The organism is Terrabacter lapilli (assembly GCF_039531305.1).
GTDB classification, from domain to species: domain Bacteria; phylum Actinomycetota; class Actinomycetes; order Actinomycetales; family Dermatophilaceae; genus Terrabacter; species Terrabacter lapilli.
Genome location: NZ_BAAAPU010000001.1, coordinates 211689 through 226620, shown reverse-complemented (window position 1 = coordinate 226620; position 14932 = coordinate 211689). Strand labels below are relative to the sequence as shown.

12 protein-coding genes and 1 riboswitch are annotated in these 14932 nt (G+C 72.3%); of the genes, 4 read left to right on the top strand and 8 right to left on the bottom strand.

The features are described 5' to 3' along the window. Positions 1–100: 100 nt before the first annotated feature. Positions 101–1765, bottom strand: a complete 1665-nt coding sequence (gene purH, locus ABD241_RS00965) for a bifunctional phosphoribosylaminoimidazolecarboxamide formyltransferase/IMP cyclohydrolase (RefSeq protein ID WP_344057504.1) — start codon at positions 1763–1765, stop codon at positions 101–103. 79 nt (positions 1766–1844) lie between these two features. Beyond that, a riboswitch (ZMP/ZTP riboswitch) is annotated at positions 1845–1921 on the bottom strand. Positions 1922–1929: 8 nt separating this feature from the next. Continuing rightward, positions 1930–2526 carry a phosphoribosylglycinamide formyltransferase gene (purN, locus tag ABD241_RS00960; RefSeq protein ID WP_344057654.1) on the bottom strand — a complete coding sequence of 199 codons (597 nt, stop codon included), beginning with the start codon at positions 2524–2526 and terminating at the stop codon, positions 1930–1932. A gap of 165 nt (positions 2527–2691) precedes the next feature. Here purN and ABD241_RS00955 point away from each other — a divergent pair, with 165 nt between their 5' ends. Then, complete coding sequence (locus tag ABD241_RS00955) at positions 2692–3084, top strand: hypothetical protein (protein ID WP_344057502.1); 393 nt, start codon at positions 2692–2694, stop codon at positions 3082–3084. Between the two features lie 50 nt (positions 3085–3134). Here ABD241_RS00955 and ABD241_RS00950 read toward each other — a convergent pair whose 3' ends face one another. Then, positions 3135–4430 (bottom strand): cell division protein PerM, encoded by a 1296-nt coding sequence (locus ABD241_RS00950; RefSeq protein WP_344057500.1) that lies wholly within the window; start codon positions 4428–4430, stop codon positions 3135–3137. Positions 4431–4634: 204 nt separating this feature from the next. On the opposite strand from ABD241_RS00950, the gene ABD241_RS00945 reads away from it, so the two are divergent. Further along, positions 4635–5351: a polysaccharide deacetylase family protein gene (locus tag ABD241_RS00945; RefSeq protein ID WP_344057498.1), complete on the top strand. Its 717-nt coding sequence runs from the start codon at positions 4635–4637 to the stop codon at positions 5349–5351. A gap of 167 nt (positions 5352–5518) precedes the next feature. On the opposite strand, the gene sucD is transcribed toward ABD241_RS00945, so the two are convergent. The 3 genes from sucD to ABD241_RS00930 form a co-directional block, all read right to left on the bottom strand. Next, complete coding sequence (gene sucD, locus ABD241_RS00940) at positions 5519–6412, bottom strand: succinate--CoA ligase subunit alpha (RefSeq protein WP_344057496.1); 894 nt, start codon at positions 6410–6412, stop codon at positions 5519–5521. A 32-nt stretch (positions 6413–6444) separates the two neighbouring features. Then, the gene (gene sucC / locus ABD241_RS00935) at positions 6445–7629 is read right to left on the bottom strand and encodes an ADP-forming succinate--CoA ligase subunit beta (RefSeq protein ID WP_344057494.1); all 1185 of its coding nucleotides are present in this window, start codon (positions 7627–7629) and stop codon (positions 6445–6447) included. Between the two features lie 315 nt (positions 7630–7944). Next, the gene (locus ABD241_RS00930) at positions 7945–8418 is read right to left on the bottom strand and encodes a cobalamin B12-binding domain-containing protein (RefSeq protein WP_344057492.1); all 474 of its coding nucleotides are present in this window, start codon (positions 8416–8418) and stop codon (positions 7945–7947) included. A gap of 79 nt (positions 8419–8497) precedes the next feature. Between ABD241_RS00930 and ABD241_RS00925 the strand changes: the two genes are divergently transcribed. Together ABD241_RS00925 and ABD241_RS00920 are read left to right on the top strand one after the other, a co-directional pair. After that, the gene (locus ABD241_RS00925) at positions 8498–9499 is read left to right on the top strand and encodes an esterase/lipase family protein (RefSeq protein ID WP_344057490.1); all 1002 of its coding nucleotides are present in this window, start codon (positions 8498–8500) and stop codon (positions 9497–9499) included. Positions 9500–9623: 124 nt separating this feature from the next. Further along, on the top strand, positions 9624–10424 hold the full coding sequence (locus ABD241_RS00920; RefSeq protein WP_344057488.1) for a M23 family metallopeptidase: 801 nt from the start codon (positions 9624–9626) through the stop codon (positions 10422–10424). 111 nt (positions 10425–10535) lie between these two features. On the opposite strand, the gene pcrA is transcribed toward ABD241_RS00920, so the two are convergent. After that, on the bottom strand, positions 10536–13034 hold the full coding sequence (pcrA, locus tag ABD241_RS00915) for a DNA helicase PcrA (RefSeq protein WP_344057486.1): 2499 nt from the start codon (positions 13032–13034) through the stop codon (positions 10536–10538). 191 nt (positions 13035–13225) lie between these two features. Next, complete coding sequence (gene glpD / locus ABD241_RS00910; protein WP_425580644.1) at positions 13226–14893, bottom strand: glycerol-3-phosphate dehydrogenase; 1668 nt, start codon at positions 14891–14893, stop codon at positions 13226–13228. Positions 14894–14932 lie beyond the last annotated feature (39 nt).

Below are 14932 nucleotides of genomic sequence, written 5' to 3'. Positions count from 1 at the left end.
GGTGTGGGGGCGGCCAGACGTGGCCTCTCGACGGTGTGGGGGCGGCCAGACGTGGCCTCTCGACGGTGTGGGGGCGGCCAGACGTGGCCTCTCGACGGTGTCAGTGGAAGAAGTGGCGCGTCCCGGTGAAGTACATCGTCACTCCGGCGGCCCTGGCCGCCTCGATGACCTCGTCGTCGCGGATGGACCCACCGGGGGCGACGACGGCACGCACGCCCGCGTCGAGCAGGATCTGCAGGCCGTCGGCGAACGGGAAGAACGCGTCGGACGCCGCCACGGAGCCGCGGGCCCGGTCCTCCGCCGCCCGACGCACCGCGAGGTAGCAGGAGTCGACCCGGTTGACCTGGCCCATGCCGACACCGACGGCCGCGCCGTCCTTGGCGAGCAGGATCGCGTTGGACTTCACCGCGCGGATGGCGCGCCAGGCGAACTGCAGGTCGGCGATCGTCGCCTCGTCGGCGGCCTCACCGGCCACGAGCCGCCAGTCGGCCGCGTCGTCGCCTCCGGTCACCTCGCCCCCCTCGCCGCGCACGACGGCGTCGACCTTGTCGACGGTCTGCACGAGCAGCCCGCCGCTGACGGGTCGCGTCTCGATCGGGTCGGCGGCCTCGGCCATGCCGGCCGGCAGGCGCAGGACCCGCAGGTTCTTCTTGGCGGTGAGGATCTCGAGCGCCTCGGGCTCGTAGTCGGGCGCGATGATGACCTCGGTGAAGACCGGCTTGGCCGCCGCTGCCATGGCCGCGGTCACCGTGCGGTTCGCCGCGATGATGCCGCCGTAGGCGCTGACCGGGTCGGTCGCGTGGGCCTTCTCGTAGGCCTCCTCGATCGTGGCGCCGACGGCGATGCCGCACGGGTTGGCGTGCTTGATGATCGCGACGGTCGGCCGGTCGCCGTGGTCGTGCGCGGCTCGCACAGCGGCGTCGGTGTCGACGTAGTTGTTGTACGACATCTCCTTGCCGTGCAGCTGCTCGGCCGACGCGACGCCCGGGCGCCAGTGGCGGTATAGCGCGGCGCCCTGGTGCGGGTTCTCGCCGTAGCGCAGCACCGCGGCCCGCTCGAAGGTCGCGCCGGTCCAGGCCGGGAAGCCCGTGCCGTCGGTCGTGTCGGCGACGACGGTGCCCATCCAGTTCGCGACCGCGTTGTCGTAGCTCGCGGTGTGCACGAACGCCTCGGCGGCGAGACGCCGGCGCTCGGCCAGGGTGAAGCCACCGACCGCGACCGCCTGCGCCACGTGGTCGTATGCCGCCGGGCTCGTCACGATGGCGACGCTCGCGTGGTTCTTGGCGGAGGCCCGCACCATCGACGGGCCGCCGATGTCGATCTGCTCGACGCACTCGTCCTCGCTGGCGCCCGAGGCGACGGTCTCGCGGAAGGGGTAGAGGTTGACGACGACGAGGTCGAACGGCTCGACGCCCAGGTCGGCGAGCTGCTGCACGTGGTCCGGGTTGCGGGTGTCGGCGAGGATGCCGGCGTGCACCTTCGGGTGCAGCGTCTTGACCCGGCCGTCGAGGCACTCGGGGAAGCCAGTCAGCTCCTCGACCTGCGTCACGGGAACGCCAGCGGCCGCGATGGTCTTCGCCGTGGAGCCGGTGGAGACGATGGCGACACCGGCCGCATCGAGCGCCCGGGCCAGCTCGTCGAGGCCGGTCTTGTCGTAGACGGAGACGAGGGCCCGCTTGATCGGGCGGCGGCCGTCGGACTCGGACGAGCCGGAGGAGCCGGCAGAGGCGGCGGTGGACGCGGCTGCGGACGGGACGGCAGTCATTCGGTGCACTCCTGGTTCGGTGACATCGGTCGCGGTGCCCGGGTCGTGCAGGTCGGCAGACCCGACGGCATCCGTTCTCGCGAGGCACCCAGGCGGTCGATGCTCCCGACGTCACTCCCCGGTGGTGTCCCACCCGCGCCAGTCGTGTGCGACCAGCGTAGCGGTCAGCGCTTCCCGATCCGAACTCGTCGCCCGTCGACGGCGAAGCCCTCCCGGGCCAGCCGGTGCACGACGTCGACGAGCAGCTCGCGCTCCTGCACCTTGATCCGCTCGTGCAGGCTCTCCTCGGTGTCGTCGTCCTCGACGGCGACGACGCGCTGCTCGATGATCGGCCCGGTGTCGACGCCCGCGTCGACGACGTGGCACGTCGTGCCGGTCACCTTGACGCCGTAGGCGAGCGCGTCGCGGACGCCGTGGGCGCCGGGGAAGCTCGGCAGCAGGGCCGGGTGCGTGTTGACCACGGGCACCAGGCCCAGCGTCGCCGGGCCGAGGATCCGCATGAAGCCGGCGGTCACGACGAACCGGGGGGCGGCGCCCGCCACGCGCTCGGCGAGCGCGAGGTCCCAGGCCGTGCGGTCGGCGTACTCCCGCGGCGCCACGACGAAAGTCTCCACCCCGGCCGCTGCGGCCCGCTCGAGCCCCACGCAGTCCCGGTCGGCGCCGACCGCCGCGATCCGCACGCCGTAGGCCGGCTCGGCCGCCGCGTCGATCAGCGCCTGCAGCAGCGTGCCGGAGCCGGAGACGAGTACGACGACCGGCACCGGGTCAGGTCGGACGTCGGGCCGGGCGTCGCGCCGGACGGCACCGCGGGGATGCGGCTCGGACGTGCTGGCGGGTGCGTCGGTCGTCACGCGCCGGAGTGTATCCGCCGCCTCAAGCACCTCCCGATGCCGTGCCGCGGCCCGGGATGGGTGAGGATGGAGCGCATGACCGATCCGCGCCCCGAGCAGGACCTCGCGTTCCGGCGCGAGAAGGCCAAGCGCACCCTCCCGGTGTCGCTGCTCGTGCTCCTGGGCCTGGTCGCGATGTACCTGCCGCTGCCCAAGCGGTTCGTCGCCTTCCTCCCGCTCGTGCTCGCGGTCGTGCTGACCGTCCGGTTGCTCCGGTTCCTGTCGCCGAGCAGCAGCCGCGAGAAGGTGTGGCCCGCCCTGACGCTGGCGATGGTGGGGCTGCTGCTGTCGACGCTGACCATGCAGGTGGCCTTCTACGACAAGGTCAGCGCCTACGAGCAGTGCCTCGACCAGGCCCAGACCAACCTCGCCCAGGGTGAGTGCGAGCAGCAGCGCAACGCCAGCCTGCTCGGCCTGCTCGTGCGCTGACCGTCACCCGGCACAGCAGCGCCCTTGCCCGGTAGCCGTATGCGTTCGGCTCAGTCCGCGTCCGCCGTGGCGCCGGCGCCTGGGCCAGCATCCGGCTCCTGCGTCGACCGCTCGCGGCGGCGCTCGAGCAGGATGAGCGCACCGACGTAGAGCAGCGCGCCGGCGACGACCTCGGCCGTCAGCGCAGCGGCGAACGACCAGAGGTGCGGTCCGACGGACGAGAGCCGGTCGACCCCGACCGCACCCCTGCCCAGGGCGGTCACGGCCACGACGACCGCCACGGCGACGACGGCCGCGACCCCGGTGGCCAGCAGGCGGGCACGCACGTCACCGAAGAACTCGAGCTCGGTGTCGACCCGACGGCCCACCCACGCGCCGAGGGCCACGGGAGCCAGCAGGACGGCATACGTCATCGCGGGATAGTCCGCCGCCTGCGGGAGCGCGCCGAACACGGGGACGAGCGGCAGCAGGCCCGGGTGCGCGCCCGCCGGCGAGATGGTGGAGCCGAGGGCGACCTGGAAACCGGGGCCCGCCAGGAACGACAGGGCCCACGTCGCGCCGTTGCCGAGGAGGGCGAGCTGCGCGAGGGAGATGACGACCACGGCGCCGAGGTTGGACCCGTACTGGTCCTGGATGTCGGCGACCGCCGACCACGAGACGGCAAGCCGCACGACCGCGACGAGGAGCCCGAGGCCGAGCAGCAACCCGGCCGCGCGCCATCCCGTGCGCCAGACCGAGGGCAGCCACGTCGGGCCGCGGCGGAACCACGTGCGCACGAACGCCGGCGCCTCCTCGTCGTCGGGACGCAGCATGACGAAGCCGAGCGCGGCGACGGGCACGAGCAGCGAGCCGAGCACGGCGGCGACGCCCGGTGTGGCCGGCCCGCCGAGCGTGAGGAGGGCGAAGAGAGCAGAGACCAGCCCGTAGCCCACGACGAAGCCCGGGACCACACCCCACTGGGCGACCCGGCTCCAGTCGGTGCCGCCGACCCGGTGCCGCTCGGTCGCGGCCAGGCGCCGCGCGAAGCGGTAGGCGATGTGGACGAAGACGGCCAGCAGCAGCAGCGGCGTCACCGAAATCGCCACGCCACCAGCCCCGACCGACTGGCCGTGCCCGAGGAACCACACGGCGCTCGCGAGCGACACCGCGGAGAACCAGCCGACCGTCGTCTCGGGTGCCGCCAGCCAGCCGACGAGCGCCGGGAGCACGACGACCACCCAGGTGCCGACCGCGGCCAGCGCACCCGCGCGCAGCGCTGCCGGGACGGCGGTGGACGGGCTCGTCGTCGCCGTCGCGGACTTCGCGGGCGGCGTCGTGGTCGTGCTCGGCGGGGCCAGTGGTCTCACTCCTGCGCGTCGGGTGCCCGGGTGCGGCGTGCGCGGGTCGGGCCGGTGCCCCCATGGTCACAAGATCCCCGCCCCGCAGCGAGCACCCACGCCGGTGGGACCCCGCTCGCCCGGATTGCCCCGCACAGTGTGACCGACGGATCACGCGATTCCAGACAGCCGGAGGAAACCGGGTCGACAATGAACGTAAGGGGATGAACGACCATGAACAGCAAACGCCTTCTCCTGCTGACGCCCCTGCTCATCGCACTGACGCTCATCGCAGGCCTCGCCGTACCGAACCCGGCGAACCTCACCACGACGTCCCCGACGCACCCTACCGGCCCGGTCGCCACGGCACCCCAGACCGTCGCGGCCGTCCCGGTCGCCTACGCCGGCACCGTCTACCTCACCTTCGACGACGGACCGAGCTACACCTACACGCCGCAGATCCTGTCCGTGCTGCGCAAGTACGGGGTCCGGGCTGTCTTCTTCGAGGTGGGCCAGAACATCACCTGGTACCCGTGGATCACCCGGAACCTGCGCTACTACGGCAACCTCATCGGCAACCACACCTGGAGCCACCCGTACCTGACGAGCCTGTCCGACTACTGGGTGAACTGGCAGCTCGACCGCATGGAGTCGGCCCTCGGCTACCGGCCGCGCTGCGTCCGGCCGCCCTACGGAGCCACCAGCTACCGGATCCAGGCCATCATCGCGGCCCGCGGTCAACGCCACATCCTGTGGACGGTCGACCCCAGCGACTGGGCTCGACCCGGCACGTGGACCATCGTCAACCGCGTGCTCTACTACGTCCGCGACGGCTCGCGGATCCTCCTGCACGACGGCGGCGGGGACCGTTCCCAGACGGTCGCGGCCCTCGACCTGCTGATCCCCCGGTTGCGCGCGCGGGGCTTCGTCATCGGCCTGATGGCCTGCTGAAGACCCGATCGGCCGGTCACCCGGCGGTGACCGGGAACCGCGCCGCGGCGCAGTTCAAGCCGGGCCCGACCCTCGAACGCAACAGAAACCGCGCCGCGGCGCACTTCAAGCACGAGTGGGCGGTCACCCGGAGGTGACCGCCCACTCGTGTGTGCTTGTGCCAGAGGCTACTTCGCGAGGCCCTGCATGATCTCGCGCATGAGCTCGGCGGTCTCGGAGGGCGTCTTGCCGACCTTGACGCCGGCGGCCTCGAGGGCCTCCTTCTTGGCCTGGGCCGTGCCCGAGGAGCCCGAGACGATGGCGCCGGCGTGGCCCATCGTCTTGCCCTCGGGGGCGGTGAAGCCGGCGACGTAGCCGACGACCGGCTTCGTCACGTGCTCCTTGATGTAGGCGGCAGCGCGCTCCTCGGCGTCGCCGCCGATCTCGCCGATCATGACGATCGCGTCGGTGTCGGGGTCGTTCTGGAACGCCTCGAGGCAGTCGATGTGCGTCGTGCCGATGATCGGGTCGCCGCCGATGCCGACGGCCGAGCTGAAGCCGAAGTCCCGCAGTTCGTACATCATCTGGTAGGTCAGCGTGCCCGACTTGGACACCAGGCCGATGCGGCCCGTGCCCGAGATGTCGGCCGGGATGATGCCGGCGTTGGAGACGCCGGGCGTGATGAGGCCGGGGCAGTTCGGGCCGACGATGCGCGTCGTGCCCTTGTCCTTGGCGTAGTTGTAGAACTCGGCGGTGTCCTTGACCGCGACGCCCTCGGTGATGACGACGGCGAGCGGGATCTCGGCATCGATCGCCTCGACCGCGGCGGCCTTGGTGAACTGGGCGGGCACGAAGATCACCGACACGTTGGCGCCGGTGGCCTCGACGGCCTCCTTGACGGAGCCGTAGACGGGGACGGAGACGCCGCCCTCGAAGTCGACGGTCGTGCCGGCCTTGCGCGGGTTGACGCCGCCGACGATGTCCGTGCCGGACTTCAGCATGCGCTGGGTGTGCTTCATGCCCTCGGACCCGGTCATGCCCTGGACGATGACCTTCGAGTCGGCGTTGAGGAAGATAGCCATGTTCGTCGTTCTCTCTTCTGGAGGCTCGGTGGTCAGTTGGCGGGCCGGGCGGCGAGCTCGGCGGCGCGGCGCGCGGCGCCGTCCATCGTCGGCTCGATCGTCACCAGGGGGTGGTTGCGCTCCTGGAGGATGCGGCGGCCCTCCTCGACGTTGTTGCCGTCGAGGCGCACGACCAGCGGGCGGTCCTCCTCGTCACCGAGCGCGTCGAGGGCACCGACGATGCCGTTGGCGACCGCGTCGCAGGAGGTGATGCCGCCGAAGACGTTGACGAAGACGCTCCTGACCTGCGGGTCCGACAGGATGATGTGCAGGCCGTTGGCCATGACCTCGGCGCTGGCGCCGCCGCCGATGTCGAGGAAGTTGGCCGGCTTCTGGCCGCCGAACTGCTCGCCGGCGTACGCGACGACGTCGAGCGTGCTCATGACGAGGCCGGCGCCGTTGCCGATGATCCCGACGGAGCCGTCGAGCTTGACGTAGTTGAGGTCCTTCTCCTTGGCGGCGGCCTCGAGCGGGTCGGCGTGCGCCTTGTCCTCCAGGGCCGCGTGGTCCGGGTGGCGGAAGTCCGCGTTGGTGTCGAGGCTGACCTTGCCGTCGAGCGCGACGATGTCGCCGTCCTCGGTCTTGACGAGCGGGTTGACCTCGACGAGCGTGGCGTCCTCCTCGCGGTAGACGGTCCACAGCTTCTGGATCACGTCGGCGATGGCCGCCTTGTCGGCGTCGTCGAAGCCGGCCGCCTCGACGATCTCCTGCGCCTTGGCCTCGTCGATGCCCGTGTTGGGGTCGACGGCGATGCGGGCCAGGGCCTCGGGGCGCTCGACGGCGAGCTGCTCGATCTCCATGCCGCCCTCCTTGGAGCACATGGCGAGGTAGGAGCGGTTGGCCCGGTCGAGCAGGATCGAGAAGTAGTACTCCTCGGCGATGCGGGCGCCCTGGGCGACCATCACGGTGCCCACGGTGTGGCCCTTGATGTCCATGCCGAGGATCTGCTGCGCGTGCTCCTGGGCCTCGTCGGCGCTCTTGGCGACCTTGACGCCGCCGGCCTTGCCGCGCCCACCGGTCTTGACCTGCGCCTTGACGACCGTGACACCGCCCGACTTCGGGCCGATCTGCTCGGCGGCCGCGCGGGCCTCCTCGGGGGTGGTGGCGATGGCGCCGGCCAGCACGGGTACGCCGTGCTTCTCGAACATGTCGCGGGCTTGGTACTCGAAGAGATCCACGGGTGGGGTCCGTCCTCGTCGTCGATTCGAATCGTCGTCGATCGCGTCGCTGCGGCGTCCCGGGTCCCCGTGCTCGCGCTCGGACGGGCCCTGCACCGTGGCGCAACCGAATCAGGCTGTCTCCCGGACTCTAGTGGCTGGCGTCGCCGGCGCCCGCATCGGGTCGGCCCGACCGGGCGAAGATCACACCGGGTGTCCACGAACTGGCCGGTACGCAGGGTTGCGGGCTCGGACCCGCACCCCACGCGTACGGGTCGGGAAGCCGCGTGGACGCTTTGGACGCGTGGCCGCTTGGACGCGTGGCCGCTGGCCGGGTCAGGCGGGGTGGACGTGCTCCCGGACCCAGCCGACGATCTCCATCGTCGTCGCACCGGGGGTGAAGACCTTGGCGACGCCGAGCTTCTCGAGCTCGGGGATGTCGTCCTCGGGGATGATGCCGCCGCCGAAGACGACGATGTCGCTGGCGTCGCGCTCGGCGAGCAGCTCGACGACGCGCGCGAAGAGCGTCATGTGCGCGCCGGACAGCACGGAGAGCCCGACGACGTCGGCGTCCTCCTGGATGGCGGCCTCGACGATCTGCTCCGGCGTCTGGTGCAGGCCCGTGTAGATGACCTCCATGCCGGCGTCGCGCAGCGCCCGGGCCACGACCTTGGCCCCGCGGTCGTGCCCGTCGAGACCCGGCTTGGCCACGACCACGCGGATGACGTCGGTCGACACCGCGCCCGGGCCACCCACGGCGGTCTCGTCTGCGTTCACGGGGGCGGCCTCGGCGCCGGGCGACTCGCTCATGTCGGGCACTCTAGCCAGCCCGCTGAGACGCGGCGGCAGATAGTGATGCATCGCCCACCCGCGGGGGTACGGTCAGGAGGTGGCATTGGCAGCATGCGCGGCGAGGACGCCGCGGCAGACCGGCACCCCCAGGGTTCGCGGCGAGGGCCCCCGGGGGTTCGCCGCTGCAGTCGGCGAGGTCGCCGGCGCGTTGTTGACGCCCACCGGGCTGGCGGGCGCTGCGCTCGAGGCGACGTGGATGGGGCTGCACCTCGGGCTCTATCCGCTCGGGCTGCTCGGCAACCGGTCCATCCACCGCCGGCAGGGCTACCGCCTCGGGCACCTGCCGCCGAGCCAGCGCGGCCTGGCCATCCGGAACGTCGAGGCCGCAGAGACGCCGATCCTGCTCGTGCACGGCATGGTCGACAACCGGTCCATCTTCACGGTCCTGCGACGCGGCCTCGTGCGACGGGGCTTCGGGCGGATCGAGACGATCAACTACTCCATCTTCACCGGCGACATCCGTGCCGCAGCGGCCGACCTCGGGGCCGAGGTGGAGCGCATCGTCGAGGAGACCGGCTACGAGCGCATCCACGTCATCGGCCACTCGATGGGCGGCCTCATCGCGCGCTACTACGTGACCCGGCTCGGCGGCGACCAGCACGTCCACACGCTCGTCACGCTCGGCACGCCGCACCAGGGCAGCTACTTCGCCTACCTGTGGGACAACGGCCTGACCCGCCAGCTGCGGCCGGGCAGCGGCCTCATGCGTGAGCTGGCCGCTCCGGTCAAGGACTGCCAGACCCGGTTCCTCGTCTACTCCTCCGACCTCGACCAGGTCGTCGTGCCGCAGCGCAACGCCGCCCTGCACCATCCGGACCTCGACGTCCACAACGTCGTGCTCCACGGCGTGGGGCACATGAGCCTGCCCATCACCAACACCGTCGTGCACGGCATCTCGACGGCCCTGGCGCACCTCGACACCTCCGGCGCCACCGTCACGCCCGGGGTCAGCACGCTGCCGAGCCGGCGGGGCGCCCATCGGGCGAAGTCGGGCAATTCACCCGCCGGAAGTCTTGGTTCCGCCGACGCGATGGCCTAGGGTCGAGCGCAGTCGCGCCCCTCCACGCGGCAGGAAACGCCCGGAGCACGCCCCGTTTTCTGATAACGAAACGGTCACGGTACGCTCGCGGTTCGCCCCCTGTGACCGATAGGTAAGTTCTTCCGTGCCCAAAACCAGCTACGTCGGCCGTCACCGGCCGGCCGCACGACCCTCGCGGGGACGGCAGATCGTCGTCCCCGTCGCGTTGCTCTCCTCGACCGTCGCCGCCGGTCTCGTCATCCACGACGCGGGCGCCAGCGAGTCGAGCCCCGAGGCGGCTGCGATGAAGAACGTGTCGGACCCCGTCGCCGGTGGCATCTCCGGGGACCCGGACCTGGCGGCCGCGGCGTCGGCCAGCCGGGCCGGGGGCCGGTCGTCGCGCGACCTCGCCGGCGACGCCCGAACCGTCATCGTCGGCGCCACGCAGACCGCCACCCAGACGGCGACCGAGGCACAGGCCGTCGCCGACAAGGCCGCAGCGGCCAAGGCGGCTGCCGCCCAGGCGCAGCGCGAGCAGGCTCTGGCCGCCGCGCACCGCTGGGTCTCCCCCGTCTCGGGCTACTCCCTCACCTCGGGCTTCGGGTTCCGCTGGGGCAAGATGCACCCGGCGCAGGACCTCGCGTGCCCGGTCGGCAGCCCGGTCCACGCGCTGTCCAGCGGCACCGTCGTCTTCGCCGGCTGGTCCACCGAGGGCTACGGCAACTTCGTCAAGATCCGCTACTGGGACGGCACCGTCTCCTGGATGGCGCACAACAGCCGCCTGCTCGTGTCGGTCGGCGACGAGGTGACCCCCGGCCAGGTCGTCGCCTACAGCGGCGACACCGGCCACTCGACCGGACCGCACGTCCACCTCGAGATCCACCCCGAGGGCGGCACGGCCGTCCCGCCCGTGCCGTGGCTCGCAGCCCACGGCGTCGACCTCTGACCGAGGCGCCCTGACAGAACGACTGAGGCCCGCCCCGCTCCGGGACGGGCCTCAGTGCTGTGCGTCGACGAGCTCCCTCGAGTCGGACCAGCCGCTCACGGGAGTGGGCGGTCAGAGCTTGACGAGCGGGGCGTAGCGCAGCAGGAGGCGCTTGGTGCCGGTATCGGCGCCGAAGTCGACGTGGGCCATCGCCTTGTCGCCGTCGCCCTCGACGCGCACGACGGTGCCGAGCCCGAAGGAGTCGTGGCTGACCCGGTCGCCGGACTGCAGGGCGATGACCGGGCGCTTGCCGGCGCTGCGCACGCCCGGACGGGCGGCGAGGGTCGCGACGGCCGGACGGTCGGAGCCACGGGCGCCGCTGAACGACGGGCCGAGGCGCTGCCAGTCGAGCAGGTCACCCGGGATCTCGTCGAGGAAGCGTGAGGGCGGGTTGTACTGGGGGGCTCCCCAGGCCGAGCGCACGGCCGCCCGGGAGAGGTAGAGGCGCTCGCGCGCGCGGGTGATGCCGACGTAGGCGAGGCGGCGCTCCTCCTCCAGCTCCTTGGGGTCGCCGAGGGCGCGCATGTGCGGGAAGGTGCCGTCCTCCATGCCGGTGAGGAACACGACGGGGAACTCCAGGCCCTTCGCTGTGTGCAGCGTCATGAGGGTGACGACGCCCTGGGCCTTGGCCTCCGGCTCGTCGGGGATCTCGTCGGCGTCGGCGACGAGCGAGACCTGCTCGAGGAACTCCTCGAGAGCACCCGCGGGTCCGACGTCCTCGGGCTCGACGCCGGGAGCCAGCTCGCCGCCGGACTCGGCCAGCTCGGTCGCGCGCCGGTCGTCGTACTCCTGAGCGACGGCGACGAGCTCGGCGAGGTTCTCGACGCGGGTCTCGTCCTGCGGGTCGTGGCTGGCGCGCAGCTCGGCGAGGTAGCCGCTCTCCTCGAGCGTCATCTCGAGCAGGGCCGCGACGCTGTCGTCGGCCTCGTAGGAGGTGCGCAGCTTCTCGAGCAGGGCGGTGAAGCCGTTGATGGCCGCGACCGAGCGCGTGGCGATGCCCGGCGCGTCCTCGGCCCGGCCGAGCGCCGCGACGAACGGGATGCGCTCGCGCTCGGCGAGCGCCGCGACGCACGCCTCGGCCCGGTCGCCGATGCCGCGCTTGGGGGTGTTGAGGATGCGCCGCAGGTTGACGGTGTCGGTGGGGTTGGAGATGACCCGGAGGTAGGCGAGCGCGTCCTTGACCTCGCGCCGCTCGTAGAACCGCGTGCCGCCGACCACCTTGTAGGGCAGGCCGACCCGCACGAGCACCTCCTCGATGGCCCGGCTCTGCGCGTTGGTGCGGTAGAACACCGCGACGTCGCCCGGCTTGACGCCGTGCTTGGCGAGGTCGTCGATCTCCTTGCCGACGAAGGCCGCCTCGTCGTGCTCGTTGTCGGCGACGTAGCCGGTGATCATCGGGCCGTCGCCGGAGTCGGTCCAGAGGTTCTTGGCGCGGCGGCCCTCGTTGCGGGCGATGACCGAGTTGGCCGCCCGCAGGATGCGCTGCGTCGAGCGGTAGTTCTGCTCGAGCAGGATCGTGCGGGCGTCGGGGTAGTCCTGCTCGAACTCGAGGATGTTGCGGATGGTCGCGCCGCGGAAGGCGTAGATCGACTGGTCGGAGTCGCCGACGACGCACAGCTCGGCGGGCGGCACGGCGTAGGCACCCTCGGGGCCCTTGACCTCCCCGACGAGCTCCTTGATGAGCTGGTACTGCGCCTGGTTGGTGTCCTGGTACTCGTCGACGAGCACGTGGCGGAACCGGCGACGGTAGTACTCGGCGACGTCGGGGAAGGCCTGCAGCACGTTGACGGTCATCATGATGATGTCGTCGAAGTCGAGCGCGTTGGCCTGGCGCAGGCGCCGCTGGTACTGGGTGTACGCGTCGGCGACCGTGCGCTCGTAGTGGTTGCCCTCGGTGACCTGCGAGGCGTAGGTCTCCTCGTCGACGAGCTCGTTCTTGAGGTTGCTGACCTGCGCGGAGAAGCTGCGCGGCGGGTAGCGCTTGGGGTCGAGGTCGAGGTCGCGCAGCACGAGGCTCATCAGGCGCTGGCTGTCAGCCGCGTCGTAGATGGAGAAGGTCGACTTCATGCCGACCTTGGCGGCCTCGCGGCGCAGGATGCGCACGCACGCCGAGTGGAAGGTCATGACCCACATGGCGCGGGCGCGCGGCCCGACGAGGGCCTCGACCCGCTCGCGCATCTCCGCCGCGGCCTTGTTGGTGAAGGTGATGGCGAGGATCTGCCCGGGCTGGGCGCCGCGCTCGCCGAGCAGCCAGGCGATGCGGTGCGTGAGCACGCGGGTCTTGCCCGAGCCGGCGCCGGCGACGATGAGCAGGGGGGTGCCCTCGTGGACGACGGCCTCGCGCTGCTGCGGGTTGAGCCCCTCGAGGAGCACCGCCGGGTCGAGGTCGGCCCGGCCCTGGGCCGCGGTCGCGACGCCGCCCTGCGCCGCCGCCTGGGCCCACGTCGGCACGCCCTGCTCGGTGACGTCCCCACCACGGGCGGAGCCCGCAGACCCGCTGGACGGGCTCGACGCCGCCCCCTGACCGTGCGCGAAACCGGGAATGGGAAGGTCGTCGAAGAGCGTGCTCATGATGGGTGACAGCCTACGTCGCCGCACCCACAGCGCCCGCCGCCCACGCCCCGCCGCGTGCCCGACGCCGTGTGCCCGACGCCGTCTGCCGTGTCGGCTGCCGTATGCCGTGCCGCCGGCCACCGGCCCGCCCGCGGGGAGGCGGGCCGGCAGCCCACGGCATACGGCACACGGCACACGGCCGACAGGGGTCAGGCGGCGCCGGGCGTCACCAGGCCGTCGCTGCGGACGTCGGGGGCGCCGAGGCGGGCGGCGTCGGCCGTCCGGTCGTCCGGCTCCTCCTGCGACTGCAGCTCCGCGTCGAGCCGGGCGTGGTAGTGCTCGACCTCGCGGGCCGTCACCGTCTCGTCCCAGCCGAGCAGCGGCGCGACGAGCTCGGCCACCTGCGCCGCGCACGCCCTGCCACGGTCGGGCGTCTCGATCGAGATGCGCGTCCGGCGGGTCAGGATGTCGTCGAGGTGCAAGGCCCCCTCGGCGAGCACGGCGTAGGCGATCTCGGCCCGCAGGTAGGTCGGCGCCCCCTCGAGCGGCTGGGCCAGGTCGGGCTGGTCCGCGACCAGCGCGAGCACCTCCTCGGTGAGCGAGCCGTAGCGGTGCAGCAGGTGCTCGAGCCAGGCGACGTGCAGGCCGGCGCGCTGGGCTCGCACGTGCCGCTGGTTCCAGGCGGCGCTGTAGCCCTCCGCCCCGACGAGCGGCACCCGTTCGGTGCACGACGGCGGCACCTTCGTCGGGAGCGACTCGACCGCGGCGTCGACGGCGTCCCTGGCCATGACGCGGTAGGTCGTGTACTTGCCTCCCGCCACCATGACGAGGCCTGCCACGGGGCTGGCCACGGCGTGCTCCCGCGACAGCTTGCTCGTGGCCTCCGACTCGCCCTGGAGCAGCGGCCGCAGGCCGGCGTAGACCCCGACGATGTCGTCGTGCGTCAGCGGCGTGCGGAGCAGCCGGTTGGCGTGGCCGAGGAGGTAGTCGATGTCGGTCCGGCTGGCGGCCGGGTGGGCGAGGTCGAGGTCCCAGTCGGTGTCGGTCGTGCCGATGATCCAGTGGGTGTCCCACGGGATGATGAACAGCACGCTCTTCTCGGTGCGGCTGATGATGCCGGTCGTGGCCTGGATCCGGTCGCGCGGCACGAGGATGTGCACACCCTTGGAGGCCCGCACGTTGAACTGCCCGCGGCCGCCGACCATGTCCTGGATCTCGTCGGTCCACACCCCGGCCGCGTTGATGGTGCGCTTGGCGCGGATCTCGTGCTCGGCCCCCGTCTCGAGGTCGCGCACCCGCGCCCCGACCACCCGGTCGCCCTCGCGGAGGAAGCCGGTCACCCGCGTGCTCGTCGCGCACAGCGCGCCGTACTGCGCGGCGGTGCGCGCCACCATCATCGTGTGGCGGGCGTCGTCGACCTGGCCGTCGTAGTACTGGACGGCCCCCACCAGGGCGTCCTTCTTCAGCGACGGGAACGCCCGCAGCGCCTGCCGCTTGGTCAGGTGCCGGTGGCCCGGGACGCCGTGGCGCCCGCCCATGGTGTCGTAGAGCAGGACGCCGCTGCCGACGTACGGGCGCTCCCAGAAGCGGTGCTGGAGCGGGTAGAGGAACGGCACGGGGCGGGCAAGGTGCGGCGCGAGGGTGCCCAGGATGAGCGAGCGCTCGCGCAGCGCCTCCCGCACGAGCGAGAAGTTGAGCTGCTCGAGGTAGCGCAGGCCGCCGTGGACCAGCTTGGAGCTGCGCGACGACGTGCCGGACGCGTAGTCGCGCGCCTCGACGAGGCCCACGCGCAGGCCCCGGGTGACGGCGTCGAGGGCGGCCCCCGCCCCGGTGACACCGCCACCGATGACGAGGACGTCGAGCTCCTCGGACGCCATCTGCCGCAGGGCCTCGTCGCGTCCGGCGCGGCTCAGCGC

Bases quoted from the DNA above. Each gene is read 5' to 3' on its own strand.
- ABD241_RS00930 (WP_344057492.1), bottom strand. From the start codon at position 8,418: ATGAGCGAGTCGCCCGGCGCCGAGGCCGCCCCCGTGAACGCAGACGAG.
- purH (WP_344057504.1), bottom strand. From the start codon at position 1,765: ATGACTGCCGTCCCGTCCGCAGCCGCGTCCACCGCCGCCTCTGCCGGC.
- pcrA (WP_344057486.1), bottom strand. From the start codon at position 13,034: ATGAGCACGCTCTTCGACGACCTTCCCATTCCCGGTTTCGCGCACGGT.
- ABD241_RS00955 (WP_344057502.1), top strand. From the start codon at position 2,692: ATGACCGATCCGCGCCCCGAGCAGGACCTCGCGTTCCGGCGCGAGAAG.
- sucD (WP_344057496.1), bottom strand. From the start codon at position 6,412: ATGGCTATCTTCCTCAACGCCGACTCGAAGGTCATCGTCCAGGGCATG.
- ABD241_RS00945 (WP_344057498.1), top strand. From the start codon at position 4,635: ATGAACAGCAAACGCCTTCTCCTGCTGACGCCCCTGCTCATCGCACTG.
- glpD (WP_425580644.1), bottom strand. From the start codon at position 14,893: ATGGCGTCCGAGGAGCTCGACGTCCTCGTCATCGGTGGCGGTGTCACC.